This is a genomic window from Microbacterium sp. BG28, from assembly GCF_034044005.1.
In the GTDB taxonomy this organism is placed as follows: Bacteria; Actinomycetota; Actinomycetes; order Actinomycetales; family Microbacteriaceae; genus Microbacterium.
The window spans coordinates 1-21791 of the sequence record NZ_JAXCHA010000005.1 but is presented as its reverse complement, the minus strand read 5'-3'; the positions used below and the strand labels follow the sequence as shown (position 1 = coordinate 21791).

The 21791-nt window shown below is 67.5% G+C and carries 29 protein-coding genes; all 29 read left to right on the top strand.

What is annotated here, in order from left to right; translation table 11 throughout:
- The first annotated feature begins 74 nt into the window (after positions 1 to 74).
- Complete coding sequence (locus tag SK224_RS16560) at positions 75 to 1016, top strand: RelA/SpoT domain-containing protein (RefSeq protein ID WP_320435743.1); 942 nt, start codon at positions 75 to 77, stop codon at positions 1014 to 1016.
- 353 nt (positions 1017 to 1369) lie between these two features.
- Positions 1370 to 1678, top strand: coding sequence for a hypothetical protein (locus SK224_RS16555; RefSeq protein WP_320435742.1), 309 nt, complete (start codon positions 1370 to 1372; stop codon positions 1676 to 1678).
- 534 nt (positions 1679 to 2212) lie between these two features.
- The gene (locus SK224_RS16550; protein WP_320435741.1) at positions 2213 to 2644 is read left to right on the top strand and encodes a hypothetical protein; all 432 of its coding nucleotides are present in this window, start codon (positions 2213 to 2215) and stop codon (positions 2642 to 2644) included.
- Positions 2607 to 3233, top strand: a complete 627-nt coding sequence (locus SK224_RS16545) for a P27 family phage terminase small subunit (RefSeq protein WP_320435740.1) — start codon at positions 2607 to 2609, stop codon at positions 3231 to 3233. The genes SK224_RS16550 and SK224_RS16545 overlap by 38 nt, the downstream gene beginning before the upstream one ends.
- 19 nt (positions 3234 to 3252) lie before the next feature.
- On the top strand, positions 3253 to 5049 hold the full coding sequence (locus tag SK224_RS16540) for a hypothetical protein (protein WP_320435739.1): 1797 nt from the start codon (positions 3253 to 3255) through the stop codon (positions 5047 to 5049).
- Positions 5050 to 5062: 13 nt separating this feature from the next.
- Positions 5063 to 6445 (top strand): hypothetical protein, encoded by a 1383-nt coding sequence (locus SK224_RS16535; protein ID WP_320435738.1) that lies wholly within the window; start codon positions 5063 to 5065, stop codon positions 6443 to 6445.
- Entirely contained in the window at positions 6442 to 7713 is a 1272-nt protein-coding gene (locus tag SK224_RS16530; RefSeq protein ID WP_320435737.1) for a head maturation protease, ClpP-related, read from the top strand. The genes SK224_RS16535 and SK224_RS16530 overlap by 4 nt, the downstream gene beginning before the upstream one ends.
- A gap of 2 nt (positions 7714 to 7715) precedes the next feature.
- Complete coding sequence (locus tag SK224_RS16525) at positions 7716 to 8078, top strand: capsid cement protein (RefSeq protein ID WP_320435736.1); 363 nt, start codon at positions 7716 to 7718, stop codon at positions 8076 to 8078.
- 13 nt (positions 8079 to 8091) lie between these two features.
- Entirely contained in the window at positions 8092 to 9006 is a 915-nt protein-coding gene (locus SK224_RS16520) for a hypothetical protein (RefSeq protein WP_320435735.1), read from the top strand.
- Positions 9006 to 9356: a hypothetical protein gene (locus SK224_RS16515; RefSeq protein WP_320435734.1), complete on the top strand. Its 351-nt coding sequence runs from the start codon at positions 9006 to 9008 to the stop codon at positions 9354 to 9356. The genes SK224_RS16520 and SK224_RS16515 overlap by 1 nt, the downstream gene beginning before the upstream one ends.
- 16 nt (positions 9357 to 9372) lie before the next feature.
- Entirely contained in the window at positions 9373 to 9735 is a 363-nt protein-coding gene (locus tag SK224_RS16510; RefSeq protein ID WP_320435733.1) for a hypothetical protein, read from the top strand.
- On the top strand, positions 9732 to 10061 hold the full coding sequence (locus SK224_RS16505; RefSeq protein WP_320435732.1) for a hypothetical protein: 330 nt from the start codon (positions 9732 to 9734) through the stop codon (positions 10059 to 10061). The genes SK224_RS16510 and SK224_RS16505 overlap by 4 nt, the downstream gene beginning before the upstream one ends.
- Positions 10062 to 10074: 13 nt before the next feature.
- Entirely contained in the window at positions 10075 to 10398 is a 324-nt protein-coding gene (locus tag SK224_RS16500) for a hypothetical protein (protein ID WP_320435731.1), read from the top strand.
- Positions 10391 to 10837, top strand: a complete 447-nt coding sequence (locus SK224_RS16495; protein WP_320435730.1) for a minor capsid protein — start codon at positions 10391 to 10393, stop codon at positions 10835 to 10837. The genes SK224_RS16500 and SK224_RS16495 overlap by 8 nt, the downstream gene beginning before the upstream one ends.
- Positions 10834 to 11631, top strand: coding sequence for an IPT/TIG domain-containing protein (locus SK224_RS16490; protein ID WP_320435729.1), 798 nt, complete (start codon positions 10834 to 10836; stop codon positions 11629 to 11631). The genes SK224_RS16495 and SK224_RS16490 overlap by 4 nt, the downstream gene beginning before the upstream one ends.
- The gene (locus SK224_RS16485; RefSeq protein WP_320435728.1) at positions 11631 to 12092 is read left to right on the top strand and encodes a hypothetical protein; all 462 of its coding nucleotides are present in this window, start codon (positions 11631 to 11633) and stop codon (positions 12090 to 12092) included. Before SK224_RS16490 ends, SK224_RS16485 begins: the two co-directional genes overlap by 1 nt.
- Positions 12093 to 12121: 29 nt before the next feature.
- Positions 12122 to 12358, top strand: coding sequence for a hypothetical protein (locus tag SK224_RS16480; RefSeq protein WP_320435727.1), 237 nt, complete (start codon positions 12122 to 12124; stop codon positions 12356 to 12358).
- A 2-nt stretch (positions 12359 to 12360) separates the two neighbouring features.
- Positions 12361 to 15114 (top strand): phage tail tape measure protein, encoded by a 2754-nt coding sequence (locus tag SK224_RS16475; protein WP_320435726.1) that lies wholly within the window; start codon positions 12361 to 12363, stop codon positions 15112 to 15114.
- Entirely contained in the window at positions 15111 to 15947 is an 837-nt protein-coding gene (locus tag SK224_RS16470; protein WP_320435725.1) for a hypothetical protein, read from the top strand. The genes SK224_RS16475 and SK224_RS16470 overlap by 4 nt, the downstream gene beginning before the upstream one ends.
- The gene (locus SK224_RS16465; protein WP_320435724.1) at positions 15938 to 17149 is read left to right on the top strand and encodes a hypothetical protein; all 1212 of its coding nucleotides are present in this window, start codon (positions 15938 to 15940) and stop codon (positions 17147 to 17149) included. Before SK224_RS16470 ends, SK224_RS16465 begins: the two co-directional genes overlap by 10 nt.
- Positions 17142 to 17774: a hypothetical protein gene (locus SK224_RS16460; protein ID WP_320435723.1), complete on the top strand. Its 633-nt coding sequence runs from the start codon at positions 17142 to 17144 to the stop codon at positions 17772 to 17774. Before SK224_RS16465 ends, SK224_RS16460 begins: the two co-directional genes overlap by 8 nt.
- A gap of 9 nt (positions 17775 to 17783) precedes the next feature.
- On the top strand, positions 17784 to 18830 hold the full coding sequence (locus SK224_RS16455) for a hypothetical protein (protein WP_320435722.1): 1047 nt from the start codon (positions 17784 to 17786) through the stop codon (positions 18828 to 18830).
- Between the two features lie 9 nt (positions 18831 to 18839).
- Entirely contained in the window at positions 18840 to 19088 is a 249-nt protein-coding gene (locus tag SK224_RS16450; RefSeq protein ID WP_320435721.1) for a hypothetical protein, read from the top strand.
- Positions 19081 to 19944 (top strand): M15 family metallopeptidase, encoded by an 864-nt coding sequence (locus tag SK224_RS16445; RefSeq protein ID WP_320435720.1) that lies wholly within the window; start codon positions 19081 to 19083, stop codon positions 19942 to 19944. Before SK224_RS16450 ends, SK224_RS16445 begins: the two co-directional genes overlap by 8 nt.
- Positions 19941 to 20411, top strand: coding sequence for a hypothetical protein (locus tag SK224_RS16440; protein ID WP_320435719.1), 471 nt, complete (start codon positions 19941 to 19943; stop codon positions 20409 to 20411). Before SK224_RS16445 ends, SK224_RS16440 begins: the two co-directional genes overlap by 4 nt.
- Positions 20399 to 20839: a hypothetical protein gene (locus SK224_RS16435; protein WP_320435718.1), complete on the top strand. Its 441-nt coding sequence runs from the start codon at positions 20399 to 20401 to the stop codon at positions 20837 to 20839. Before SK224_RS16440 ends, SK224_RS16435 begins: the two co-directional genes overlap by 13 nt.
- 9 nt (positions 20840 to 20848) lie before the next feature.
- Positions 20849 to 21289, top strand: a complete 441-nt coding sequence (locus SK224_RS16430; RefSeq protein ID WP_320435717.1) for a hypothetical protein — start codon at positions 20849 to 20851, stop codon at positions 21287 to 21289.
- Positions 21289 to 21564, top strand: coding sequence for a hypothetical protein (locus SK224_RS16425; protein ID WP_320435716.1), 276 nt, complete (start codon positions 21289 to 21291; stop codon positions 21562 to 21564). The genes SK224_RS16430 and SK224_RS16425 overlap by 1 nt, the downstream gene beginning before the upstream one ends.
- Positions 21561 to 21791 (top strand): hypothetical protein (locus tag SK224_RS16420; protein WP_320435715.1); only part of this gene is annotated, 231 nt, incomplete at its 3' end. The genes SK224_RS16425 and SK224_RS16420, both read left to right, overlap by 4 nt.

Here is a 21791-nt window from a genome sequence, read left to right as displayed (position 1 = left end):
AGGTGGATCGAGCAGGCAAGCAGATCGGCCGAGGTGAGGGGTCGACCCGAGAGCTGTCGGAAGCTCGCGACAAAGTGAGCAACTTCCGTAGCTCGCATGCCTATCCGCTGTTCGCCGTCACAGTGTACGTACGCAGACACGCCCTCGCAGTGAACCTCGATGCGGTGGTCGCGCGGCGAATGAAGCGTCTTCCCACGATCATCGACAAACTCGAGCGCCACCCCAACATGAACGTCACCACGATGCACGACCTCGGCGGATGTCGCGTCGTGTTCCCGGACGTCACGAACATCGACGAGCTGGCCGAGCGACTTCGAAACGCGCCCCGAACGATGAATGCGATCCTGCGGGAATACGACTATCTTCGTGAGCCCCAGAACACGGGGTATCGCGGTGTGCACCTGGTCTATGAGTATCGTGCTTCGAAGGGTGCTTACGTCGGATCGAAGGTGGAAGTCCAGATCCGGAGTGATCTCCAACATGCATGGGCGACTGCGGTCGAGACTATGGATCTCTTCGGCCGAACCCGGTTGAAGTACGGCGAGGGTGATCCGCTGTTGCGTCGCTACTTCCTTCTGGTCAGCTCGCTTATGGCTGTGCAAGAAGGCCTCCCACAGCCCACCGCTGCGCAAGGAGATGCTGCGGATCTGCGGCATGAGCTCTCTCAATTGGAATCACAACTCGGGATCGCGCAGCGGCTGGCTGGTTATGAGGCCTTCGTGCGCAGATTCGGTTCGGTGCGCGATCGTCGATCGACCTTCATCCTGGAGCTGAACCGTGACACGGCGGTCCTGACGGTCACTCGACTGGAGAACCTTCGCGACGCAGAAGCACGACTCGCGGCCATCGAGGCTCAGGGAGACGAGACGATCGATGCTGTGCTCGTATCTGCGCAGAAGGTGAGCCAGCTTCAGTCCGCGTACCCCAACTACTTCGCAAACACGACGGCGTTCCGGCAGTTCCTGTCTGATCAGATGTTCGAGGGCGAGATCATCACCGCGGATGCGTTGAGCTGAAAACTCTTCAAACTCTTCCTCTCGTTCTGGTACGCTGTGCGTGCACAAGAACTATGACCAAGCCTCACCTTCGGGTGGGGCTTTCGTCATCTGTTCCACCGACTGCGGGAGGTGGTCACCATGTGACTCCCCGCACACAGTCCCGGAGTTGCGTGCCCTTCGCCGGGATCTCGCTCCGCCGCCGCACGCTCCCATTCGACGCACCGAGGTCCGAGCCAGAGCCCGCCTGTCGCGCGGTGACGCTCGGCATGCTGCAACCGAGAGCGGTGGACGCGCGGCGGAGCGCAGTCGTGATCGGTGGGGTGTCCGGGTGTCGTCACCTCGGATGCCCTGCCGCCACGAGGAGGTCGACGATGCCGAAGAACGAAGGTGCAGTGATCCCGGCGTGGAGCGGCCGCCGCGCGGCCGACGCTCTGGCGCAGGTGAAAGCGAAGGGGCGCACGGACCGCACGCCCTGTTGTATCTGCGGCCATCGCATCGACTACGACTTGCCAGGCACGCACCCGCAGGGCTGCACGGTCCAGCATCTTCGATCTCGACGCCGGTTCCCCGAGCTCACATGGTTGCCGTCGAACTGGGCGCCAGCGCACAAGGAGTGCAACGAGTCCGACGGTGATGGAACGCGTGGTGAAGACGAAGGTGTGACGTCGAGCGACTGGTGACCGGCCAGAAGATCCACGTTCGCATGAGGGGTGGACACCGCCGGGGAGGGCTTCCTCCCCCTCCGTGATCGACCCCCTACCCCTCGCGCTAGCTGCGTGGCGGTGAAAACGGACCCTGACCGGGAGGTTTCAATGCTCACGGCCGCAAAGCAAGTAGCTCGATGCTCGGAGTGCCCTGCGACCCTCGCGGCGCAGGATCCAGGCGCGCTGCGTCACGCTGAAGCGGGCAGCCACGTTTGGGCACCCACGCTCGGCCTTCCGACCGCGACCGCCGAGTACCTGGCAGAGGCGCATGATCCGGCGATTGTGCAGCACGTGGCGATCGGTGGCGTCACGCGAGGCCTCGTCACGGACTTCGAGCTCGGACGAGGACGCTGGCGTGTGGCAGCGGCGTACGGGCTGCGACGCGCGGCCTGGGATATCGCCTTCGGATATGTCTCAGGATTCAGGAAGCGCGACATCCTCTACTACGTGCTGACGCGGTCACTGTCGCGTCGCATCGAAGCGCGGGTACTTCGAGCCGGTCGATGAGTGATGCGCGATCGTCGCAGCATCCGCGCCGACCGCGCCGCTGGCAGCTCGATCCGTGGCATCGCCCGCGCCACTGGCGCTTCACGTAACGCGGTGCGCCGTGCTCTCGATCCTGACGCGAACCTCGACTACACGCGCCCGTCGATGGCGGAGGAGTACACGCCCGCCGTACGCGACGTGCTTGCTGACTATCCACGTATCAGCGTCAATCAGGTTGCCGAGATCGTTGAGTGGCCGGGCGCCCGGCGCACCCTCTCCGACCTGGTCGCGCAGCTGCGACCCGCCGCGCTCGAGAGAGAGCGTGAAGACCTGAATCGCCCGACGCTCGGAACCGTCCACGTCGGCATCATCCGCTTCGGCCCGATGACCGTCGGCCGCATGACCGTGGGGAGCGTCCATGGCGTCGGCGAAGACGATCAACTGGGACCCGCCTGATCGCCTCAGCAACGAAGCCCGCGAGGTATGGGACGAGGTCCGCGCACGCGGGCGCATGCATCCCTCCGTCGACCCCGAGATGCTGGAGACGTACTGCGCTCTCGTGATCCGTTGGCGCGAAGCCGCGAAGAAGGTCGCGGACGAGGGACTCGTCGTCGATGGCGGCGAGAAGCGCGGTGCTGTCGTGCATCCGGCGCTCGCCGCTGAGCGTGAGCTTGCGGAGCAGATCCGTAAATGGTCGCCGCTGTTCAACCGCCCCGCCGGCGTCCGACGCAAGGCCGGCCCGATGTACGACGCCACGCGCCGCTCGATCACCGCCGCCGAGCTCGACACGAAGCCAGAGTTCGAGGGCGTCCGCGAGGCCGTTCTGACGCTGGCGTGGCTGATCGACGAGGCGCAGCGCGAAGGGCTGGAGGCGCTGCAGAAGGCGACGTACAACCTCATCCCGTCGTACGTGAAGGGATGCGCCGAGCTGCAGATCACGCCCGCGTCGATCCCGGCCGACGCGCTGAAGAAGGCGGGCAAGGTTGGCAAGCTCACGAAGTTCGGCGACGCGGCCGCCGCGCGCCGCGGGCGGGTCGCGAGCTAAGCGCACCCCGCTCGTCCCGTTGCGCTGGCCGGTCCCGCAGGGATGCGGTCAGGCATACGTCGATAAGGTCCATGAGCGCGATCTGGCGACGCCGGAGACGGCTCACCTGTTCGGGAACGCCGAGCCACGCATCTGCACTCCGCCGCTGCGTGAGCTGACGCCGGAGACGTCGCTCGGGTTCGAGGTCATCGACTTCGCCGACGAGGTGCTCGGCGTGATCCTGCTGCCTTGGCAGCGGGCCGCACTGATCCGCATGCTCGAACTGCTCGAGGATGGCTCTCTCCGGTTCCGGACGGTCCTCGTGCTCGTCGCCCGCCAGAACGGCAAGTCGACCCTGGCGCAGGTCCTGACGATCTGGCTGCTGTTCGTCTGGGGATGGCCGCTCGCGCTCGGCACCGCGCAGGATCTCGACGTAGCCGAGTCGCTGTGGGAAGAGGTCGTCGACCTCGTCGAGGCGAATGAGGAGCTCTCCGCTCTCAAGGACTCCGTCACCAAGGTCAACGGTAAGAAGTCTCTGAACCTCGTCACGGGCGCGAAGTACAAGGTCAAGGCCGCCACGCGCCGCGCCGGCCGTGGACTCTCGGGCAACCTCGTGCTGCTCGACGAGATCCGAGAGCACCAGACGTGGGGCGCGTGGGGCGCGATCACCAAGACGACTATGGCGCGCGCGGAGGCACTCATACTCGCCCTGTCGAACGCGGGCGACGTCACCAGCATCGTGCTGCGCTATCTGCGTCTCATGGCTCATCGCGCCATCGGCGACCCTGACGGGATCGCTGCAGTGGAGGACACCGGTCCATCCGACGAGGACCTGGACGAACTGCTCGACACGAGCGACGAGGACGAGCTCGACCTGGACGAGTTCGACGACGAGCTCGCAGACGCCGACGCTGACGACCTGGAGCAGGACGAGGACACGCTCTGCATCCTCGAATGGTCCGCCGCGCCCACCCGCGCCAAGCGTGACCGTGCCGGGTGGTCCGAGGCGAACCCGTCTCGTGGCTACACGATCAGCACGAAGACGATCGCCTCGTCCTGCAACACCGACCCCGAGTGGGTGTTTCGTACCGAGGTGCTCTGCCAGTGGAACGACGGCGCCACCGCCGGCCCCTTCGCTCCCGGAGCGTGGGACGACGGCAAGATCGCGACTGTCAAGGATGCCGACGGCCGCCGCCGCATCGTCAACCCCACAGTCGACCGCATCGAAGGACCCGTGGTCGCCGCGATCGCACAGCAGCCCGGCCGATCCAAGACCTACCTGGCGCTCGCGGGGTACCGACCTGACGGGCTGCCGCAGGTCGAGATCGTCACTGGGCGATACGGCGACGAGTGGGTCGAGGAGTGGCTGTCCAGTCCTGACCGTAAGGGGCGTATCAAGGCGGTCACCGGTCAGACGAAAGCGTCGGCGGAAGCGACCCGACTCAAGAAGCTCAAGCTCGAGTCGAAGTTCCGCATCCCCGTGGTTCCTCTTGAGGGGTCCGACCTGCTCGATGCGTACGCCGATGCTGACGACGCGATCCGTGAGAAGCGCGTGTGGCACACCCCGTGGACCTCACTCGACCTCGCCGCGGCGACCGCCGTGTGGAAGGTACTCGCGGGGGGCACGCGCGTCATCGACGTCAAGGAGTCCCCGACTGACGTGACCGCGCTTCGAGCGTGGGTTGCGGCGCTGTGGCTGCTGGAGCATCAGCCGGTCGCACCACCACCACCTCCTCCCGCGCCCAAGACGCTCGCTGACATCGACGACGAGCCGCGCGCGGGAAGCGATGACGACTACGACGACCCTCTCGCCGACATCGGAGACATGGGGTTCTGAGAGGGGAGCACGCATGGCTGTCCGTGACGACTTTGACCGCATCAAGCTGCCGCGCCTGTTCGCACGTCGCGAGCAGCCGCAGGCGCGCGGGGACGTCGCGGCCGCTCCGACGCGCGAAGACGGCTACGTCACCGCTCCCGAGCAGTTCACGTTCTGGGATGTCCTCGACGACGAGAAGGTGCCGGAGCTGATCTGGCCCGCCAACATCGAGGTGTACGACCAGATGCGCCGTACGGACGCACAGGTCATGTCGGTGCTCCGCGCAGTGATGCTGCCCATTCGGCGCACGACGTGGCGACTCGACCCGGCGCTGGCCCCGCCCGAGGTGGTCGAGTTCGTCGCCGCGAACCTCGACCTTCCTGTGCTCGGTCAGGATGCGGTCGCGCGCCCGCGCACCGGTGATCGGTTCTCGTGGGCCGAACACCTGCAGCTCGCTCTCACCTGTCTGCCGTTCGGCCACTCGATCTTCGAGCAGACCTACCGCATCGCGCCCGACGCGAACGGTGTGCAGCGCGCCTGGATCCGCAAGCTCGGCTGGCGCCCGCCCAAGACCATCGCGCGCATCGACGTCGCCCCCGACGGCGGCCTGATCGCCATCGAGCAGGGCGTCGCCGGGACGAGCAAGCACCGCATGGAGGTGGACCGGCTCGTCGTCTACGTACACGAGCGAGAGGGCGGTAACTGGCTGGGACAGTCGCTGCTCCGACCGGCCTACAAGTTCTGGGTGCTGAAGGATCGCATGCTGCGCATCCAGGCGCAGACGGTGGATCGCAACGGAATGGGCGTGCCTGTCGTCGTCGCACCCGAGATCCCGTCCGGGGTGTACGACCCGGAGGAGTACACGAAGCGCCAGGACGCGGAGATCAAGCGCGGACTTTCTATCGCGAAGAACTTCCGGTCGGGCCGCCAGGCGGGCGCGTCGATCGCAAACAGCGGCGACATCAAGCTGCTCGGTGTCGAGGGGACACTCCCGGATGCGAACAAGCCGATCCGCTACTACGACGAGCAGATCGGTCGCAGCGTCCTCGCGAACTTCCTGAACCTGGGCGGAGACGACTCCAAGGGCTCGTACGCGCTCGGAGACACGTTCGCTGAGTTCTTCACGCTGTCTCTGCAGACGGTCGCCCTGACCATCGCGGACACCGCGAACAAGCACATCGTCGAGGACCTGGTCGATCTCAACTTCGGGTCGAACGTGCCGGCGCCCCGAATCGTCTTCGACGAGATCGGCTCGCAGCAGCGCATCACCTCCGCCGCTCTCAAGGAGCTTGTCGACGCCGAGATCGTCACACCCGACGAGAACCTCGAGCGCTTCGCCCGCCAGACCTACGGGCTGCCGGAACACGACAAGAACACGGCGCGGCCGAATCGTCGCACGTCAGGAGAGGGAGCATGACCGAGAAGCAGAAGGAGCAGCACCGCTATTGGGGATCGGTCGAGCCGCCGAAAGCGAAGACCGAGTTCTTCAGCGCCGTCGCCACATCCGTGTCGGAAGGGGGTGACGCGAAGGTCGCCACGATCCGCATGTACGGACCGATCGACAGCTGGGGCGGCTGGTGGGGAATCTCCACCGAAGACGTCGGTCGGGTGCTCGACGCCCTTCCAGACACGGTCGAGCAGATCGTGCTCCGCATCAACTCGCCCGGTGGCGAGGTGTGGGAAGCGGTCGCGATCCTCAACATGCTCTCGGCGCACAAGGCCACGGTGGTCGCCGTCGTCGACGGCCTCGCGGCATCAGCCGCATCGTTCATCGCCGCAGGCTGCGACGAGACCGTCATGAGCCCCGGCAGTCAGATGATGATCCACTCGCCCCACAAGATCACGTGGGGTAACGCCGCGAAGCTCCGCAAGGACGCGGCTTTCCTCGACAAGGTCGAAGAATCCTGCATCGAGATCTACACCGCCAAGGCTGGAGAGCAGGACTGGCGCACGCTGCTCGCCGAGGAGACGTGGCTGTCCGCGGCGGACGCCGTCGCTCTCGGCCTCGCCGACCGTGCCGGAGTCGTCCCCGACGCTGGCACCGCGACGACCGTCGGAGCTGACGACGACGAGAGCGACGACCTCATCGTCATCACCCTCGACGACGACGCTGACGCGGCCGCCGCCGCACGCATCCACGCCGCCGCCGCGTCCGCGCGCGCAACGGCACCCAAGCCCCCGGACTCGACCGAGCCGGGTAACCCCGCCAACAAGGAGGAGCTCACCATGAGCGACAAGTTCCTGGCTGACGTTCGCGACCGGCTCGGCATCACCGACGCCAACGCCTCGGAAGAGACGGTGCTCGCCGCCCTCACCGAGCGTGTCGCAACGCCCGCCCCCACCGCCGCGCTGCCCGAAGGCGTCGTGCCCATCGAGGCCACGCAGCTCGAGCAGATGCGCGCCGACGCCGCCGCAGGCCGCCAGGCCCGCGACGAGCAGATCGCCGCAGCTCGCGCCGCCACCGTCGACGATGCCGTCGCCGACGGTCGCATCGCACCCGCCCGCCGAGACCACTGGATCGCGGCGCTCGCCGCGGATGAAGGTGCGGCCGACACTCTCGCCAGTCTCCAGAAGGGACTCATCCCGCTCGAGCCGAAGGGTCACACCGGCGGCGTCGACCAGTCCTCCGACGAGGACGGCACCTACTCGAAGCTGTTCCCGCCCACGAAGGCTGAGGAGGCCTGATCATGCCCAAGAACTACCTCCCTCTGTACCGACCGGGCCAGGTCGTCACCTTCGCTGTCACCGCCGCGGTCACCGCCGGTCAGGTGGTCGAGGTCGGCAGCGCCGACTTCTCCGTCGCCCCCGCCGCCGCCGCATCGACGAAGGTCGTGGGCGTCGCCGGCCACGACGCAGGCATCGGCGACAAGGCTGCTGTCGAGGTCAACAAGGCCATCCACGAGCTCAAGGCCGTCGGTGCGATTACGCGCGGCCAGCAGCTCGAGGCCGCCGCGTCCGGTGGCGTGCGCACGCTCGCTTCGGGCAAGGCGCTCTACCTCGCCCTCGCCTCCGCGGCCGACGGCGCCCTCGTCCCCGTCATCCAGCTCTGAGAGGCAGACCGAGATGCAGACCTACCCCTACACCCCGACCCAGATCGACAACTCGACCGCGGCCGACTGGATCGCGTTCCTGAAGTCGCCCACGATGGTGCAGCGCCGCTTCGCGGAGATCATCGCCGCGCAGCAGTTCATCGGCAACTACCTGCTTTCGGGTCGGTACACGATGAGTGGCGGCATGATCGCCGTCCCCGCGAACGAGAAGATCCGCACCGACCGCAAGGCCGCGACCGTCGCGCCGGGTGCTGAGTACAAGCTCACCAACCTGACGGCCGAGGAGTACGAGATCTACTCGTCGATGATCGAGGGCCTCGCGACCGAAATCACCGACGCGGAGGTCGGACGCAGCCGTCGCCAGCCGATCGACGACGCGTTCACCTTCCTGCAGACCGAGCTCGTGTTCGACGCGAACGAGATCGCGCTGGGCGTGATCAACTCGTCGGCGACGGCCACCTTCGCGGGCAGTGCATGGACGAGTGGCAAGGCCATCCTGCGGGATGCCTACCTCGCCAAGGCCAAGGTGCGCCGCCTGAAGCTCGGCTACTCGATCGACACCGCCGTGCTGCCCAGCGAGCAGTACGCGGAGGTCATGCCCGAGCTGCTGGAGATCCTGCCGAAGGACGACCGCATGGCGCTCGGCGACGAGTTCCCCACGATCGCCGGCATCACCTGGCTGCCCGACGACGGCGACGACTTCAGCGACCCGCTGTTCATCGACCGCCGCCGCTACGGCGGCATCGCCCGCGAGCAGATCCCGTCGCCCGAGTACCGCCAGATCGGCGGTGACACGGGCGTGGAGGTCGCCTCGATCCGCAACATCGAGAAGGGCGACAAGACCCGCCTGCAGGCGCGCAACGTGCACGTGCCGGTCGTCACCAACCCGCTCGCCGCGATCCACGTCACCGGAACGGAGGCCCCCTGATGAGCGTCCAGCACATCGCCAAAGCCCGCGTCGTGAAGGTCGCCGTCGGCGCCGCCACCGGCAACCGTCTCGCACGAGTCCTCTTCGCCGGAGACCCCGTGCCCGAGAACGTCGACGACGAGCAGATCAAGCGCCTGCTCGACCGAGGCCTGATCGAGCCGATCACCGACGAGTCGAACGAAGCAGAGCTGCCCGAGGGCGACCCCACCGACAGGTGGTCCGTGCCGCAGCTCAAGCAGTACGCGGGCAACAAGGGCATCGACCTCGGGGCCGCCAAGAAGAAGGACGAGCTGCTCGCCGCGATCGCCGCGGCCGCGCAGCCCACCCCGCCGGCCAACGCCGGCAACTGAGACACAGGGGGCGATGATGACAATCACCAGCGGTGACCTCGGCGTAGACGACACTCTCGCGCGCCGCATCCTGGTGACCACGCGCCGCATCGCCCCCTGCGTCCTCACCCTCACCGGTGACGCCCGAGAGGACGCAATCGCGATCCTCAAAGGCGTCATCGCTGAACTCCCCGAATCAGGCACCCGCCGCACCCGATCGATGAGCCGCAACGGCACCTCGATCTCCTACGACACCATCGAGACCGCATTCACCTCCGAAGCGCGCGCCGACCTCCGATCGCTCTGCGAAGCAGCACCACCTGAACCGGGACTCGCGCAGGCATCCTTTCCATCCGACGCGCTCTTCCAGCGCCTCTGGCCCGAGGAGACCTACCCGTGAGCTTCCCCGCATCGTTCTTCTTCCCCCACACAGTCAGCATCCGCGCGCTCGCCGGAGGTGGTGGCATGAGGCCCAGCTATTTCGGGCCTGAGACAGTCATCGCAGAGGTGAAGGACGAAGCCCAGCTCATCCGAACCGCGGACGGTGCCGAGATCACATCGTCGACCCAGGTCACAGTGCCGCTCGCAACCATCGTGCCGCTCGGTTCGCTGGTGACCGTCTGGCCGGGGCAGGGAGCGGCGGAACGAGAGTCAGCCGTACTGCGCGTCGGCCGCGACGAGAATCCGCCGCCGCTGCCGTCGCATCTGGTCCTCTACCTCAAATAGGAGGGAGCCCATCGTGGCGAAGTTCTACCCGGTCCTCACGCAGCTCGAGAAGTCCGCTCAGGCGGGGCTGCGCGATGTCGGCCGCGCCGTGCTCAAGGTGGCGCGGAAGAAGAGTCCCACCGACACCGGCGAATCCGACAAGTCCGGGTTCGTGCTCGTCGACGACCTCACCCTGCAAGTCGGGTTCACGTCGCCGATCTCCCGGCTGCAGCACGAGGACATGGACGCGAAGCACGCCGCCGGCGAGGGACCGAAGTTCCTCGAGGAGGCGGTCGACGAGGTCGACGCTGCAGCGATCCTCGCCGCCCGGAACCGGAAGGACCTCGGCGGTGGATGATCGCAATCTGACCATCGACCTCTGCGAACGTCTCGGTCAGCTCGACGGGTGGGCGTGGTCCCCGGACTACGACCCCGACGTCTACACCAACGAGGTGGTCGCCGTGTTCTACGGCCGCATCCGCCCATCCCCGGACAAGGCAGTAGGCGTCCGCGTGTACGGCGGCAGTGACGACGTCGACACCGACTCCAAGACCCGCCGAGTGCAGCTCCGCTCCCGCGGCGCATCCGGCAACGCAGACGACGCGGACGTGATCGCTGACGCCGCACACGACCTGTTCAAGTCGCTCCTCCGGGAGGGCGTGATCAGTGAGGTAACTCGCACCTCGTTCAGTCCGCTCGGTGCGGACGACTCCCAGCGCGAAGAGCGCACCGACAACTACCTCGTGGTCTTCGACAACTCGGAGGCCGTGACCAACCCGGAGGAATCCACACCATGAGCAACCGCGTTCCCCTTCCCGCCGGCGTCGTCCGCGGTAAGTCCTACGAGTACGGTCTGCGCGTCAACGTCGCCGAGCGCGACGAGCCCGCCGAGTTCATCGACGTGCGTCGTCTGTTCGGCTACTCGCCGACATACACGCCCGGCACGAGCGACGCCCGCACGTACGACGACCTCGGTGCGCAGAACAACAGCGTCGACAACTGGTCGCACGCGCATGCGTTCTCGACGTTCGTGAACCGCTCCCTCGCGACGGGAGAGTACCTGCCCGAGATCGAGGCGCTGCGCAAGCGCACACTCCCCACGGCGATCGACATCGATGCGGAGATCGAGGTGCAGTTCTTCCACAAGCCCGCGAAGGGCGCCCCGAACCTGCTCGACGCAGGGCAGGGATTCTGCACCGTCTCCTACCAGCGCGGCCAGACCGGCGCCGACGGGCAGAACGAGACGTGGAACTGGACGCTCACCGGCGTCGGCGCGTACACGCCCATCGAGAACCCGTTCGAGGGGTGGCCCGGCGACGCGCCGCTGATCTCCTCGCTCGAGCCCGTGAGTGGCCCCGCTGGTGAGCTCGTCACGATCCGCGGAACTGGCTTCAAGGATGCCGATGGCACGGTTCTCGTGACCGGCGCCGACGGCGTGAAGTTCGGCTCCGCGAACGCGACGGACTACAACGTGGTCAGCGCCACGGCTATCACCGCGATCGTTCCCGCCGGATCTGCCGGCGCGGCCAACGCCACGGTGAAGTCGACGAACGGTGTGTCCACCGCCGCGCCCTTCTCGCGGACCGCGTGATGGGAGGCGCGGTCGACTTCTCGGAGTGGGTCGCGCCGGACCTCGTGCTCACGCTGGGGGACCGGACCTACACGGTCCCGGCCCCCAGCGTGGAGCGGGCGAAGAAGATCATCGCCCTCGCGGTCCGTGCCGAGGTGGATCTCGGGATCGTGAGGGGCGAAGTCCCCGAAGAGATCCAGGATGTCCTGTCGTCGCTCGGACCGCAGGAGCGTCCCGGGCTCGGGCCTGTCTCCGACCAGCTCGTCGCCGACGAGGTCGCGGTCGAGACCATCAGCAACATGCACATCTACTCGGTGTTCTACTGGGCTCGCGGCGAGGAGTACGCCGACGCGATCGCCGTCCTTCTGTGGGCGCCGCGGTCGGATGTGGCAGGGGGCGAGCCGGCCCCAAAAGCGCGAACGCGCTCACCGCGGAAGAGTGGGCGCAGTACGGCGTCGGCGAGCCGATCGACTTCGACGTAGACGGCATCCCGATCTACGCCGACTACCGCGTGCCGCCCGAGGTACAAGCCGCCACCGCGCCCACCGGCGCCGCCGGGACCGTCGACGGCTCGTGGCTCGCGCTCGTCACCCGCTGGCGTCTCGTCGTGGCTGACCTCCGCAAGGAGGCAGGCATCGACCTGTACGCCGCCGACGTGCTCGCCGGGCCCTGGCTCGGCGTGCGCAGCGCGATCTTCTCCCTCCTCGACTCGCCGACTCGGCTGCGGGAGGTACTGACCCGGAGGTGACGATGGCGAAGCTGCGTATCGCTGAACTCGAGGCGCTGTACACCGCCAACACGGTCGGCATCGACAAGGCGGAGAAGAAGGTCCAGGACTCCGCCCAGCGCATCGAGTCGACGCCTATCGAGCAGAAGATCGAAGGCAACCCGACGGCGGCTCTGGCGGACATCGACCGTGTCACGGCCGGGGCGAAGAAGCTCGTCTCAGAGCGTGCCGTGCTGCAGCTCGACACGGACATCTCCCGCGCGGAGAAGAACCTGCAGCGCGCCCGCGACAAGGTCGAGGACCTCTCGATCCGCGCGGAGGCGGGGTTCGAGGTCACCGCGGAGACGAAGCGCGCAGTCGCTGCAGTGGAGCGGCTTGAGCAGCAGGCCGAGCGGCTCAAGGCCGTGCGCGCCACCGTCGAGCCGGAGGTGAACACCGATCCCGCCGAGAGCGGCATGAAGCGCTTCCTCGCGTTCTTCAAGCGCACCACAGGCGAGGCGGGCACGGAGGGTGGCAAGTCGCTATCCGAGGGCCTCGATAGCGCGACGCGCGGCGCGGGGGAGAAGGTCGGCGCGGTCGTCGGCGGCGACATCGAGGGAACACTCGTCAATGCGCTCACCGCCATCCCGATCGCGGGCGGCATCATCCTCGCCGGCGTCGCGATCGGTAAGGCGATCACCGGCGCGATCGAGGACGGCATGGCTGTCGAGGTCGGGTTCGACCGTCTCGAAGCTCTCACCGGCCTCTCGCCGCAGCAGGCGATGCGAATCGGTCGCGCCGCTGGCGAGGCGTACGCGAACGTGTTCGGCGACTCCATCGAAGCGAACATGGACACCGCGCGTCTCGCGGTGCAGTTCGATCTGATCGACGAGAACGCCACCACGCGCACCGCGCAGAAGGTTGTGCAGGGTCTGGCTGGGATCGCCGATGTCCTCGGTGAGGACGTCCGCCCGGTGGCGGAGGCTACAACGACTCTGCTCCGCACTGGCCTGGCGAAGTCGGCTGACGATGCGTTCGACATCATCGCGGCCGGCGCCCGCAACGGACTGAACCGCTCAGAGGATCTGCTGGACACCTTCACCGAGTACCCGGTCGTTCTGCGCAAGCTTGGTCTCGACGGCAAGGATGCGCTTGGGCTCATCAACCAGGGGCTCGTCGCCGGAGCCCGCAACACCGACGTCGTCGCGGATGCGCTGAAGGAGTTCCAGATCCGAGCGACAGATGCGTCGGATGCCAGCGCGGACGGCTACAAGCGCATCGGGCTCAACGCTGAGGAGATGACCGCGAAGATCGCGGCAGGCGGCGAGGGGGCGCGTGAGGGCCTGCAGCAGGTGCTCGACGCTCTGCGCGCCACGGAGGATCCGGTGCAGCGCAACGCTGCGGCCGTCGAGCTCTTCGGCACCAAGGCGGAGGATCTCGGCGACGCGCTGTTCGCGCTCGACCTGACCAGCGCTGTCGATCAGCTCGACGGCGTCACGGGGTCCGCGCAGCGCATGTTCGAGACCCTGTCGGACAACGACGCGACCCGGATGGAGCAGGCGAAGCGGAACATCGAGGTCGCCGCGCAGGGCATTCAGGGTGCGCTGGCGCAGGCGTTCGCGGAACCTCTCGCAGACTTCGCTGAATGGATCAGCTCGAACCGTGGCCCGCTCCTGCAGTTCTTCGCAGACCTGGGCAACGGTGCGCTCGACTTCGGGCAGTCCGTCGTGGATTCCACCGCGGATGCGGGCGAGGCGATCGGTGAGCTCGTGGCTGGCCCTCTGGCGGATGCCGTCAAGGGGCTGGCTAGGTTCGTCGGGTTCTTCGACAAGGACGCGGGCGAAGGGCTCGACGAACTCGTCGACAAGATGCGCGAAGCTGACACCGCAACCGAGAAGTGGGCGGATCGCCTGCGCACCTCGGGCGGCGCGGCGATCGATGAGGCGCGGCAGAAGTTCAACGACTTCATCGACCCGCAGATCGACCAGGGCTTCCTCAACGACGCCACGATGCGCCTCGCCGAAGCTGTCGACGCGGTCGGCGTGGCCGCCAGCAACGGCGCCCCGCTGCTGAGTGACTTCCGGCTCGCGGCGGATGGGACAGGTTCGGCTACAGCGGAGCTCGACTTCCAGATGCGCAAAGCGATCGACGCGATGCGGGAGGAGCAGGATGCGGCAGTCGCGGCGAGTGAGGAGCAGGCGAACCTCGAGCAGCGTCACAAGGATGCGACTCTGGCGCTGGCGAATCAGCTCACGCAGATGGGGCTCACGTCGGATCAGGCGTGGGCTCTGATCAAGACGTACGAGAGCATCCCGCCGACCGTGTCGACGACGATCTCCGCGGACACCTCGATGGCGTACGACAAGCTCATGTCGCTGCAGGAGAAGCTGCGCGAGATCACGGGGGATCACCGGCTCAAGATCGCGACCGGTCCTGGCGGGCAGGGTGGCCTCGTCCTCGGCAACGGCGGCATCGTCGAGTACATGGCGCAGGGCGGGATCCGCGGCGTCACACCGATGGATCCAGTGGCGCAGACAGTCCCGGCCAGCACCTGGCGGATCGTCGGCGACAGGTCGGATGTTGCGGAGGCGTTCATCCCGATCGACGGCTCGCCGCGCTCGACCGCTGTCCTCCTCGACACGATGCGACGGTTCGGCTTCGGTGAGGCAGCGCCGTCCACCTCCGGGCAGCCTCAGGTGGTGAACCACAACAGCATCTCGGCGACGTTCCAGCAGACGGACGAGCGGCTGCAGATGCTCGCTCTCGGGCGAGTATTCAAGGGGGTGACCGGCTCGTGACATCGGACCGCACCCTCATCCACCTCGACCACCTCACGTTCAGCGACAGCAACGTCTCCGGTTGGGCGTTCCGCGAGCTGACGAACTGGTGGGGTGCGACGCAGAACAAGGTCCCAGGGGTCGAGCGTCCGAGCGGTGTTGGTGCGTTCCAGCGCCGCCGGGCGACTCGCCGCAGCCGAGTGATCTCGTTCCAGGCGCGGTACCGGGGGAGCAGTGCGGCGGAGGTGGAGCGGGCGTACGACGAGCTCGCGGCGATCGGCGCCGACATGCCAGCTCGGATGGGTGTCACGACTGACGACGGCACGTCGTGGCGCACGGTGATCGTCGAGCAGCAGGACGCGCAGTCCACGCACAACCGTCGCTACGGGTGGGTGGACGTTGACGTTACGGCTGATGATCCTCGCCGGTACGGGGATGCGGAGTGGCTGACCACGGACCCGCCGTCCGCGGGAGTGGGGCTCGTGTGGCCCGTCGTGTGGCCCGCGGTCTGGCCGGGTGGCGGGTCGCCCGGCCGCGTCACTCTCGTGAACGATGGCCGCGCTCCGTCGCCGTCGTCGTTCGTTCTGCGCGGCGGGTTCGACACCGCCGTCGTGACATGCGTGGAGACCGGGGATCGGGTCGGGTTCGCCCGTCCGCTCCCTGAGGGATCCGTAGTCACGTTCGACGCGGAGACCCGCCGTGCCCTGCTCAACGGTCAGGATGCGTCGCGCTGGCTGCGGTACCGGCAGTGGACGGACGTCCCCGGCCTGTCGTCGCGAACGTTCCAGTTCGACGTGACGGGCGCGACGGGGTCGCCGTCGATGTCAGGGAGGGTGTTGCCGGCATGGTGGTAGACGACGACACGCGGTTCTACGTGTTCGAGACCCGCGGCGGAGCGCTCATCACCGAAGTCGAGCCCAGCGACTACGACTGGTCCGAGCGTTCGAACACCTCCGAGACGGTCAACATGCGGTTCGTGGACCGGCCGGAGGAATGGCGGAACCTGTTCACGCCGTGGAAGCACTCGATCGCGGTGGACGCCGGCGGGCACCTGCTCGGCGGGCCGATCCTCCCGATCGGCCTCGACGGCGACAAGGAGGAGCTGAGCGTAACGGCTCGCGGTTTCCTGACGCTTCTCGGCACCCGCAAGGTTCTCCCGCTCGCTGCGCTCACGCAGCCCATCGCGCCGGACGGTATCCCGGACCCGTCGATGGACACGATCATCGGCGGCGTCGACCACGGCACGATCGGTAGCCGCCTCGTCCAGCAGGCGTGCACCTGGCCGGGCTGGACCGACATCCCCATCTCCTACCACCCCGACAGGGCCGGCACGCGCAGCGAGTCGTACAAGGCCGTGCAGGGCAAGCGCGTAAACGCGGCACTCGCCGACCTCACGAAGCAGAAGGACGGGCCGGATATTCGCATCCAGCTCGTTCGTCTCTCGGAGGATCAGTTCGGGTGGGTGTACCAGTCGGGCACCGAAGAGCAGCCACGCCTGCAGGGCGACGTGCCGCTCGAATGGGAAGCGCTCGAAGTGTCCGGCCTCGGGATCGACGTCGATCCGTCTCGGATGGGTTCGATGTTCTGGTCGACCGGAGGCCGCGACCTCGACAAGGTTGTCGTGCGGGGGCTGTATGACCCGTACCTCGTCGATCGAGGGTTCCCACTGATGGAGCTGGACTCGGACGCATCCACGTCGACGAGCGATGCGACGACGCTCGACTCGTGGAATGCGGAGCTGGCGCGGACCGCTCGGAGCCCGTGGGACTTCTGGCAGTTCCGGGTGCCGATGTCGCAGTCGCCGCTGCCCTACGAGTACGGATGCGGTGACCTCGCGACCGTGTACCTCTCGCCGCAGCAGCAGCATCGTCTCGGGTTGCTGTCGTCGCCGCATCTTCTGTCGGGCGTGAACGTGCTATCGGGCGGGTCGGAGTCGTTCGACGTTCCGGGGTTCCTCCCGGCGCGCCCGTACACGCGACGCATCGCCGGGATGTCGGGGAGCTCGCGGGCGCGGGGCTTCATCTCACTGACGTTCGCGGAGGCATACGATGGGTGACCCCACGCCGGAGTCGGACGATCTTCTGCAGCAGATCCGCGACGAGTTCGAGCGGATCAAGACGTGGGTGCGGGATGCGCTTTCCCCGTCGGGGACGCAGCAGTTCAACGCCGTGCCCCGCCTGCAGGAGCAGATCGACGATCTCCTCGGTCGGCAGTCGTTCAAGGAGAACTCCGCGGACGCTCTCGACTGGGACGACGCGACAGACCTGACGGCAGTGCCCTTCGGCCCGAGCCTGGCGATCGAACTCGACCGGCCGCGCGTGGTGGGCGTGAGCTTCTACTTCAAGGCTGGCGTGTCTGCCGGAGGGTTCTCATCTGGCGGCACTTCCACGGTGCTCGTGGCCGGCGGGGTGTCGGTCGACGGCGTGAGCCCTGGTGGCGTCACTCTCGGCTCACTGGGCGTCAGCGCCGGATACGGTCTCGGCGTCCCGGATCGTAAGGGCGCCGACGCGTCACCTGTTGCGCGGTGGCTGGGCGAGCTTCCCGCGGGATCGCACACCTTCCGCGGCGTGCTGGACCGAGTCTTCATCGGATTCACCGGCACGCCGTCAAGTAGATCCGGCTACCTCTTCGTCATGGACCCGGCGCTGTACGTCGACGTGTTCCAGACCGTCACCGAGTAGGAGAAAGACATGGCCCTCACGCGCTCACTGCCGACACTGGCAGCGGACGGCCTCACAGCCACGCAGTGGCGGCAGATTCAGGCGGGCATGGTCGCGCGCAGCGCCGCCGGCGTGCCGCGCACCGGCATCCTGCCCGCGCACTACGACCCCCTTGTCACGGGGAAAGCGTCGATGGGGTTCAACATCGCACCTTTCGTCGCTGCTCTCTCGCGGCTGCCCGGGATGGTGGAGTTCCTCGCGAACCCGGAGCTCGCGGACTTCTCCCCGGCGGAGTACGTGGCGCCGAACGCGAACCGGCGCATCGACCTGATCTGGGTGCGGTCTCGGTTCACCGACGCGACCGACCCGAGCAATCAGCCGGTTTTCGGTATCACTCTCGGTGATCCATCCGGGACGCCGACCGAGCCGGCCACCATCCCGGCAGGCGCCGAGATTCTTGCGTCGGTGGAGACGCCGTCGACGGCCACCACAACGCAGTCATCCGGGGTGGTGATCACGCCCAGACACCGTTTCACCGCCCTTGAGGACGGCATCGTTGCGCTGCGATCACAGACCGAGGCGAATGCGTGGGCGCCTGCGGATGGTGCGCGAGCGTACCGAATCGACAAGAAGGCCGGGTATCGCCGCGGCAACGGTGCGTGGATCCCTGACCGGGCTGTGTTCTTCGCGAACCGGGGCAGTGCGCAGTCGCTCAGCCCCGCAGGCTGGTGGGTGGTGGCGTCTGCTTTCGCAGCACCAGCCGTGAATGATCTCGGGACGTGGACCGGGGAGAACGGGACGCTGCAAGTGCAGCACGCCGGAATCTACCGGGTGGGCGGTTTCGTGAAGCTTGCAGACCCATCGAATCCGATGTCGATGCAGATCACCCGGAACTCGGGAGCACCGGATGCGGGCGTCGTGGTGGAGAGCTTCTTGAACTCCCCGTCTTCGTCGCTCAACGCGGGCGCGCTTGTCTCGCTCGCCGCGGGCGACACGCTGCGGCTGCTCGTCTTCAACTCGACGGCGACCACGGTAGCGGCGGCGCAACTGTCGCTCGAGCTGGTCACCCTGACATAGGAGCACCTCATGAGCAGCACGCCAGCGCAGCTTCCCGAAGCGGACTTCGAGGCGACGCGGTCGATCCTTCTCGCCTGGCGCGCGGATGGTGTGCCGCGGCCGCTGCTGCCCGTCTACCGCGACGAGGACGGCGACGGGGTCCCGGACTTCTACGGACTCGACGACGCCGACCAGGTGGTGCTTGTGTCCGGCGCGACGCTGACGCAGTCGGTCGCGCGGTCGACGGGCGACGGGGCCGAAGGCGGCGGGGATGAGTAGCCTCCGCTTCGCCGACGGCGCCTACCTGCGCGCATCCGGGACTCGGGACGCGTTCGGGCAGGCATCCGACCGGATGGTGCGGGACGGGTATCCGCCCATCACGGTCGTCTCCGGCGATCGCGAGTACGCCGACCAGGTCGCGATCTTCCTCCTGCGATACGTGCAGGTGGGCGACATCCGCGGCCGCCGCGTCTACGACGTCCGCTACTGGAACGGTGTCGCCTGGTACCGCATCAGCGCCGCCGGCACTGTCGCCGTCCCTGGCACCTCGAATCACGAGAGCCGCCGCGCCGCAGATCTCGGCTACCCGTACAACGACCGCACCACCGCCGCGCATCGGCGGTTGCAGCAGATCGCGTGGCTCTACGGCCTGAAGTGGACCGGCGTGGGCTTCGGCGAGGACTGGCACTGGGAGAACGTCGGCGCGTTGGGCGCCGTGACCGTCTTCGGCATGACCGCCGGAACCAAGACCGAGGAGGAAGACATGACCCCCGAACAGTCCGCCCAGCTCGCCGCGATCGCCGCGTTCGTCAGTGATCTGGTGGCCCGCGACAAGATCACCAGCGGCACCGCCGGAGACCTGAGCAAGTCGCTCATCGTGCAGGGGCTCGAGGCGTCCATCGAACTGCGTAAGCGGTTCCTGATCGACGTCGACGGCGACGGCAGCCCCGACTACGACCTCACCCAGCTTGCGCTGAACGAGATCAAGCCCATGCTGCAGACCCTCCTCGCCGCCGTCGGCCGAGCATCGAGCACGCCGAACGGGCCCATCGACATCGACGCTCTCGCGGCGGCGATCCGTGAAGGGCTGGGTGACGAGGTCGTCGACAAGCTCGCGCAGCGTCTGGCGAAGTGATGCGCGCCCTGTGGCGGGCGTCGATCTGGCATCCCGACGCGATCCCTCCGATTGAGGAGAAGTACGCCTCACCGCTCAAGCGCGTCTTGTTCCCGGTCTACGACCTCGTCGTGATCTGGCTGGCGTGGGCGGGGCTGGGGGCGGGGTTCCGCGCGCTCGCGCTCACGTTCCCCAGCCCCGGCCCCAGCGTGCTCTACGGGGCGCTCATGGCCGCTGGCTTGGTGTGTTTCATCGGGGCGGCGTTCCCTCGGCTGTGGGTCGCTGAGATCGTCGGGAAGCTCGCGATCCTTGCTCTGCTCGGGATACTCATGGCCGCGATGTACGTCGCCGCTGCGGAAATCCCCGGGCACACCGGCGCGAACGTCGCACCGATGATCGCGGGGATGATGCTTCCGCCTCTGCTGCGGCTCTGGATCCTAGGCGTCGAGTGGGCTGGCCGCAGCGAGGGGGCCGCATGGACTGGCTGACCTCGTTTCTTGACGGCGCCCAGTGGGTGCTGATCCTTCTCGGCGGCGGCGGCCTCGCATCGATGTTCGGCGCGGTACTCGTGTTCATCGCGAGCCGACGTCAGGCGCGCAGCAGCGACCTCGCTACTCGGTTCGATGACGCCTCTGACCTCGCGAAGTACGTCGACGCCCGCGTCGAGCTGATCGTCGCTCCGATCCGAGCCGAGCTGGCGAAGGTCAAGGCGGAGTCGCACGAGATGCACGACGCTGTCCGTGCGCGGGAGACGCAGCTTTGGCTGTGGGATCAGCGCGGCCGGCATGGCGCGCTCCCGATGCTGCCCGCCCCGATCCTTCATCGCCTCGGCCTCGGCTACATCCTCGGCGAACCTCCCGAGGAGACCGAACCCATCTCATCCGAGCCGCCTGCGGGCGGCTCTTCTCGTTCCTGAGGAGGAATCATGCTCTCTGCTGTCGCGCGCTTCACGCGCTCTCTGCTGCTCGTGCTGGCGCTCGTCGCCGCGGTGCTCATCATCACGGCACCGTCCGCCCACGCCGCCACCGGTGACACCACGCCGGCCGGTCTCGACGTCGTGATCCCGGCCGCGCCGGCGGGCATCCTGACGCTGTTGGCGTTCTTCGCGCCGTACGCGATCGGCGCCGTGAATGGTGCGCTGCCGTTCGTGACGAAGCCGTGGCAGAAGAAGCTCGTCTCCGTGGCCGTGGCGCTCGTTCTCGCGGCCGTCGTGATGGTGTTCTACTACGCCCTCACCGACGCGCCCATCGGCTCGTGGTGGGTGTTCGCGCTGCTCGCGATCGGTGTCGTGCAGATCTCCTACGGCCTGGTCACGAAGCCGTCAGCGAAGGCGGTCGAGAAGTCCGCTTCCGCTGGGGAGAGCTGATGTCGGGAGGCTACACGCCGCCGGATTTCGGAGACTGGGATCCGTCGAAGCCGGTCACCGCTGAGCGTGCACTGATCCCGCTCGGACAGCAGTACGAGGCCGTGCGGCGCGACATCACGGACCCGGACTCACCCGTCGGCGCGGCGATCGCTGAAGCCGTCGCTGCCGGTGGTGGCGGCATGGGTGTCGTCGACAACGGCGACGGCACTCTCACTCTCACTTCGGACAGCTCGTACGTCGACAACGGCGACGGCACTCTCACGATCGGAGCATGATGCCTCAGGACATCTACAGCAAGGCGGGCGCGGACGCCGCGTTCGTCCACGACTCTCCTGAAGGGCGTGAGGCGCTCGCGGGTAGCACCGAACTATCCGCCGCCATTGGTGGGAAGATCGCCGACGACGTCCCGCCGCTCATCACCGAGCAGGCGGCACCTCTCGTCGACGCGGCGATCACCGCGGCAGACATCCCCGGTCAGGCGTCGGACGCCGTCGAGGCCGAC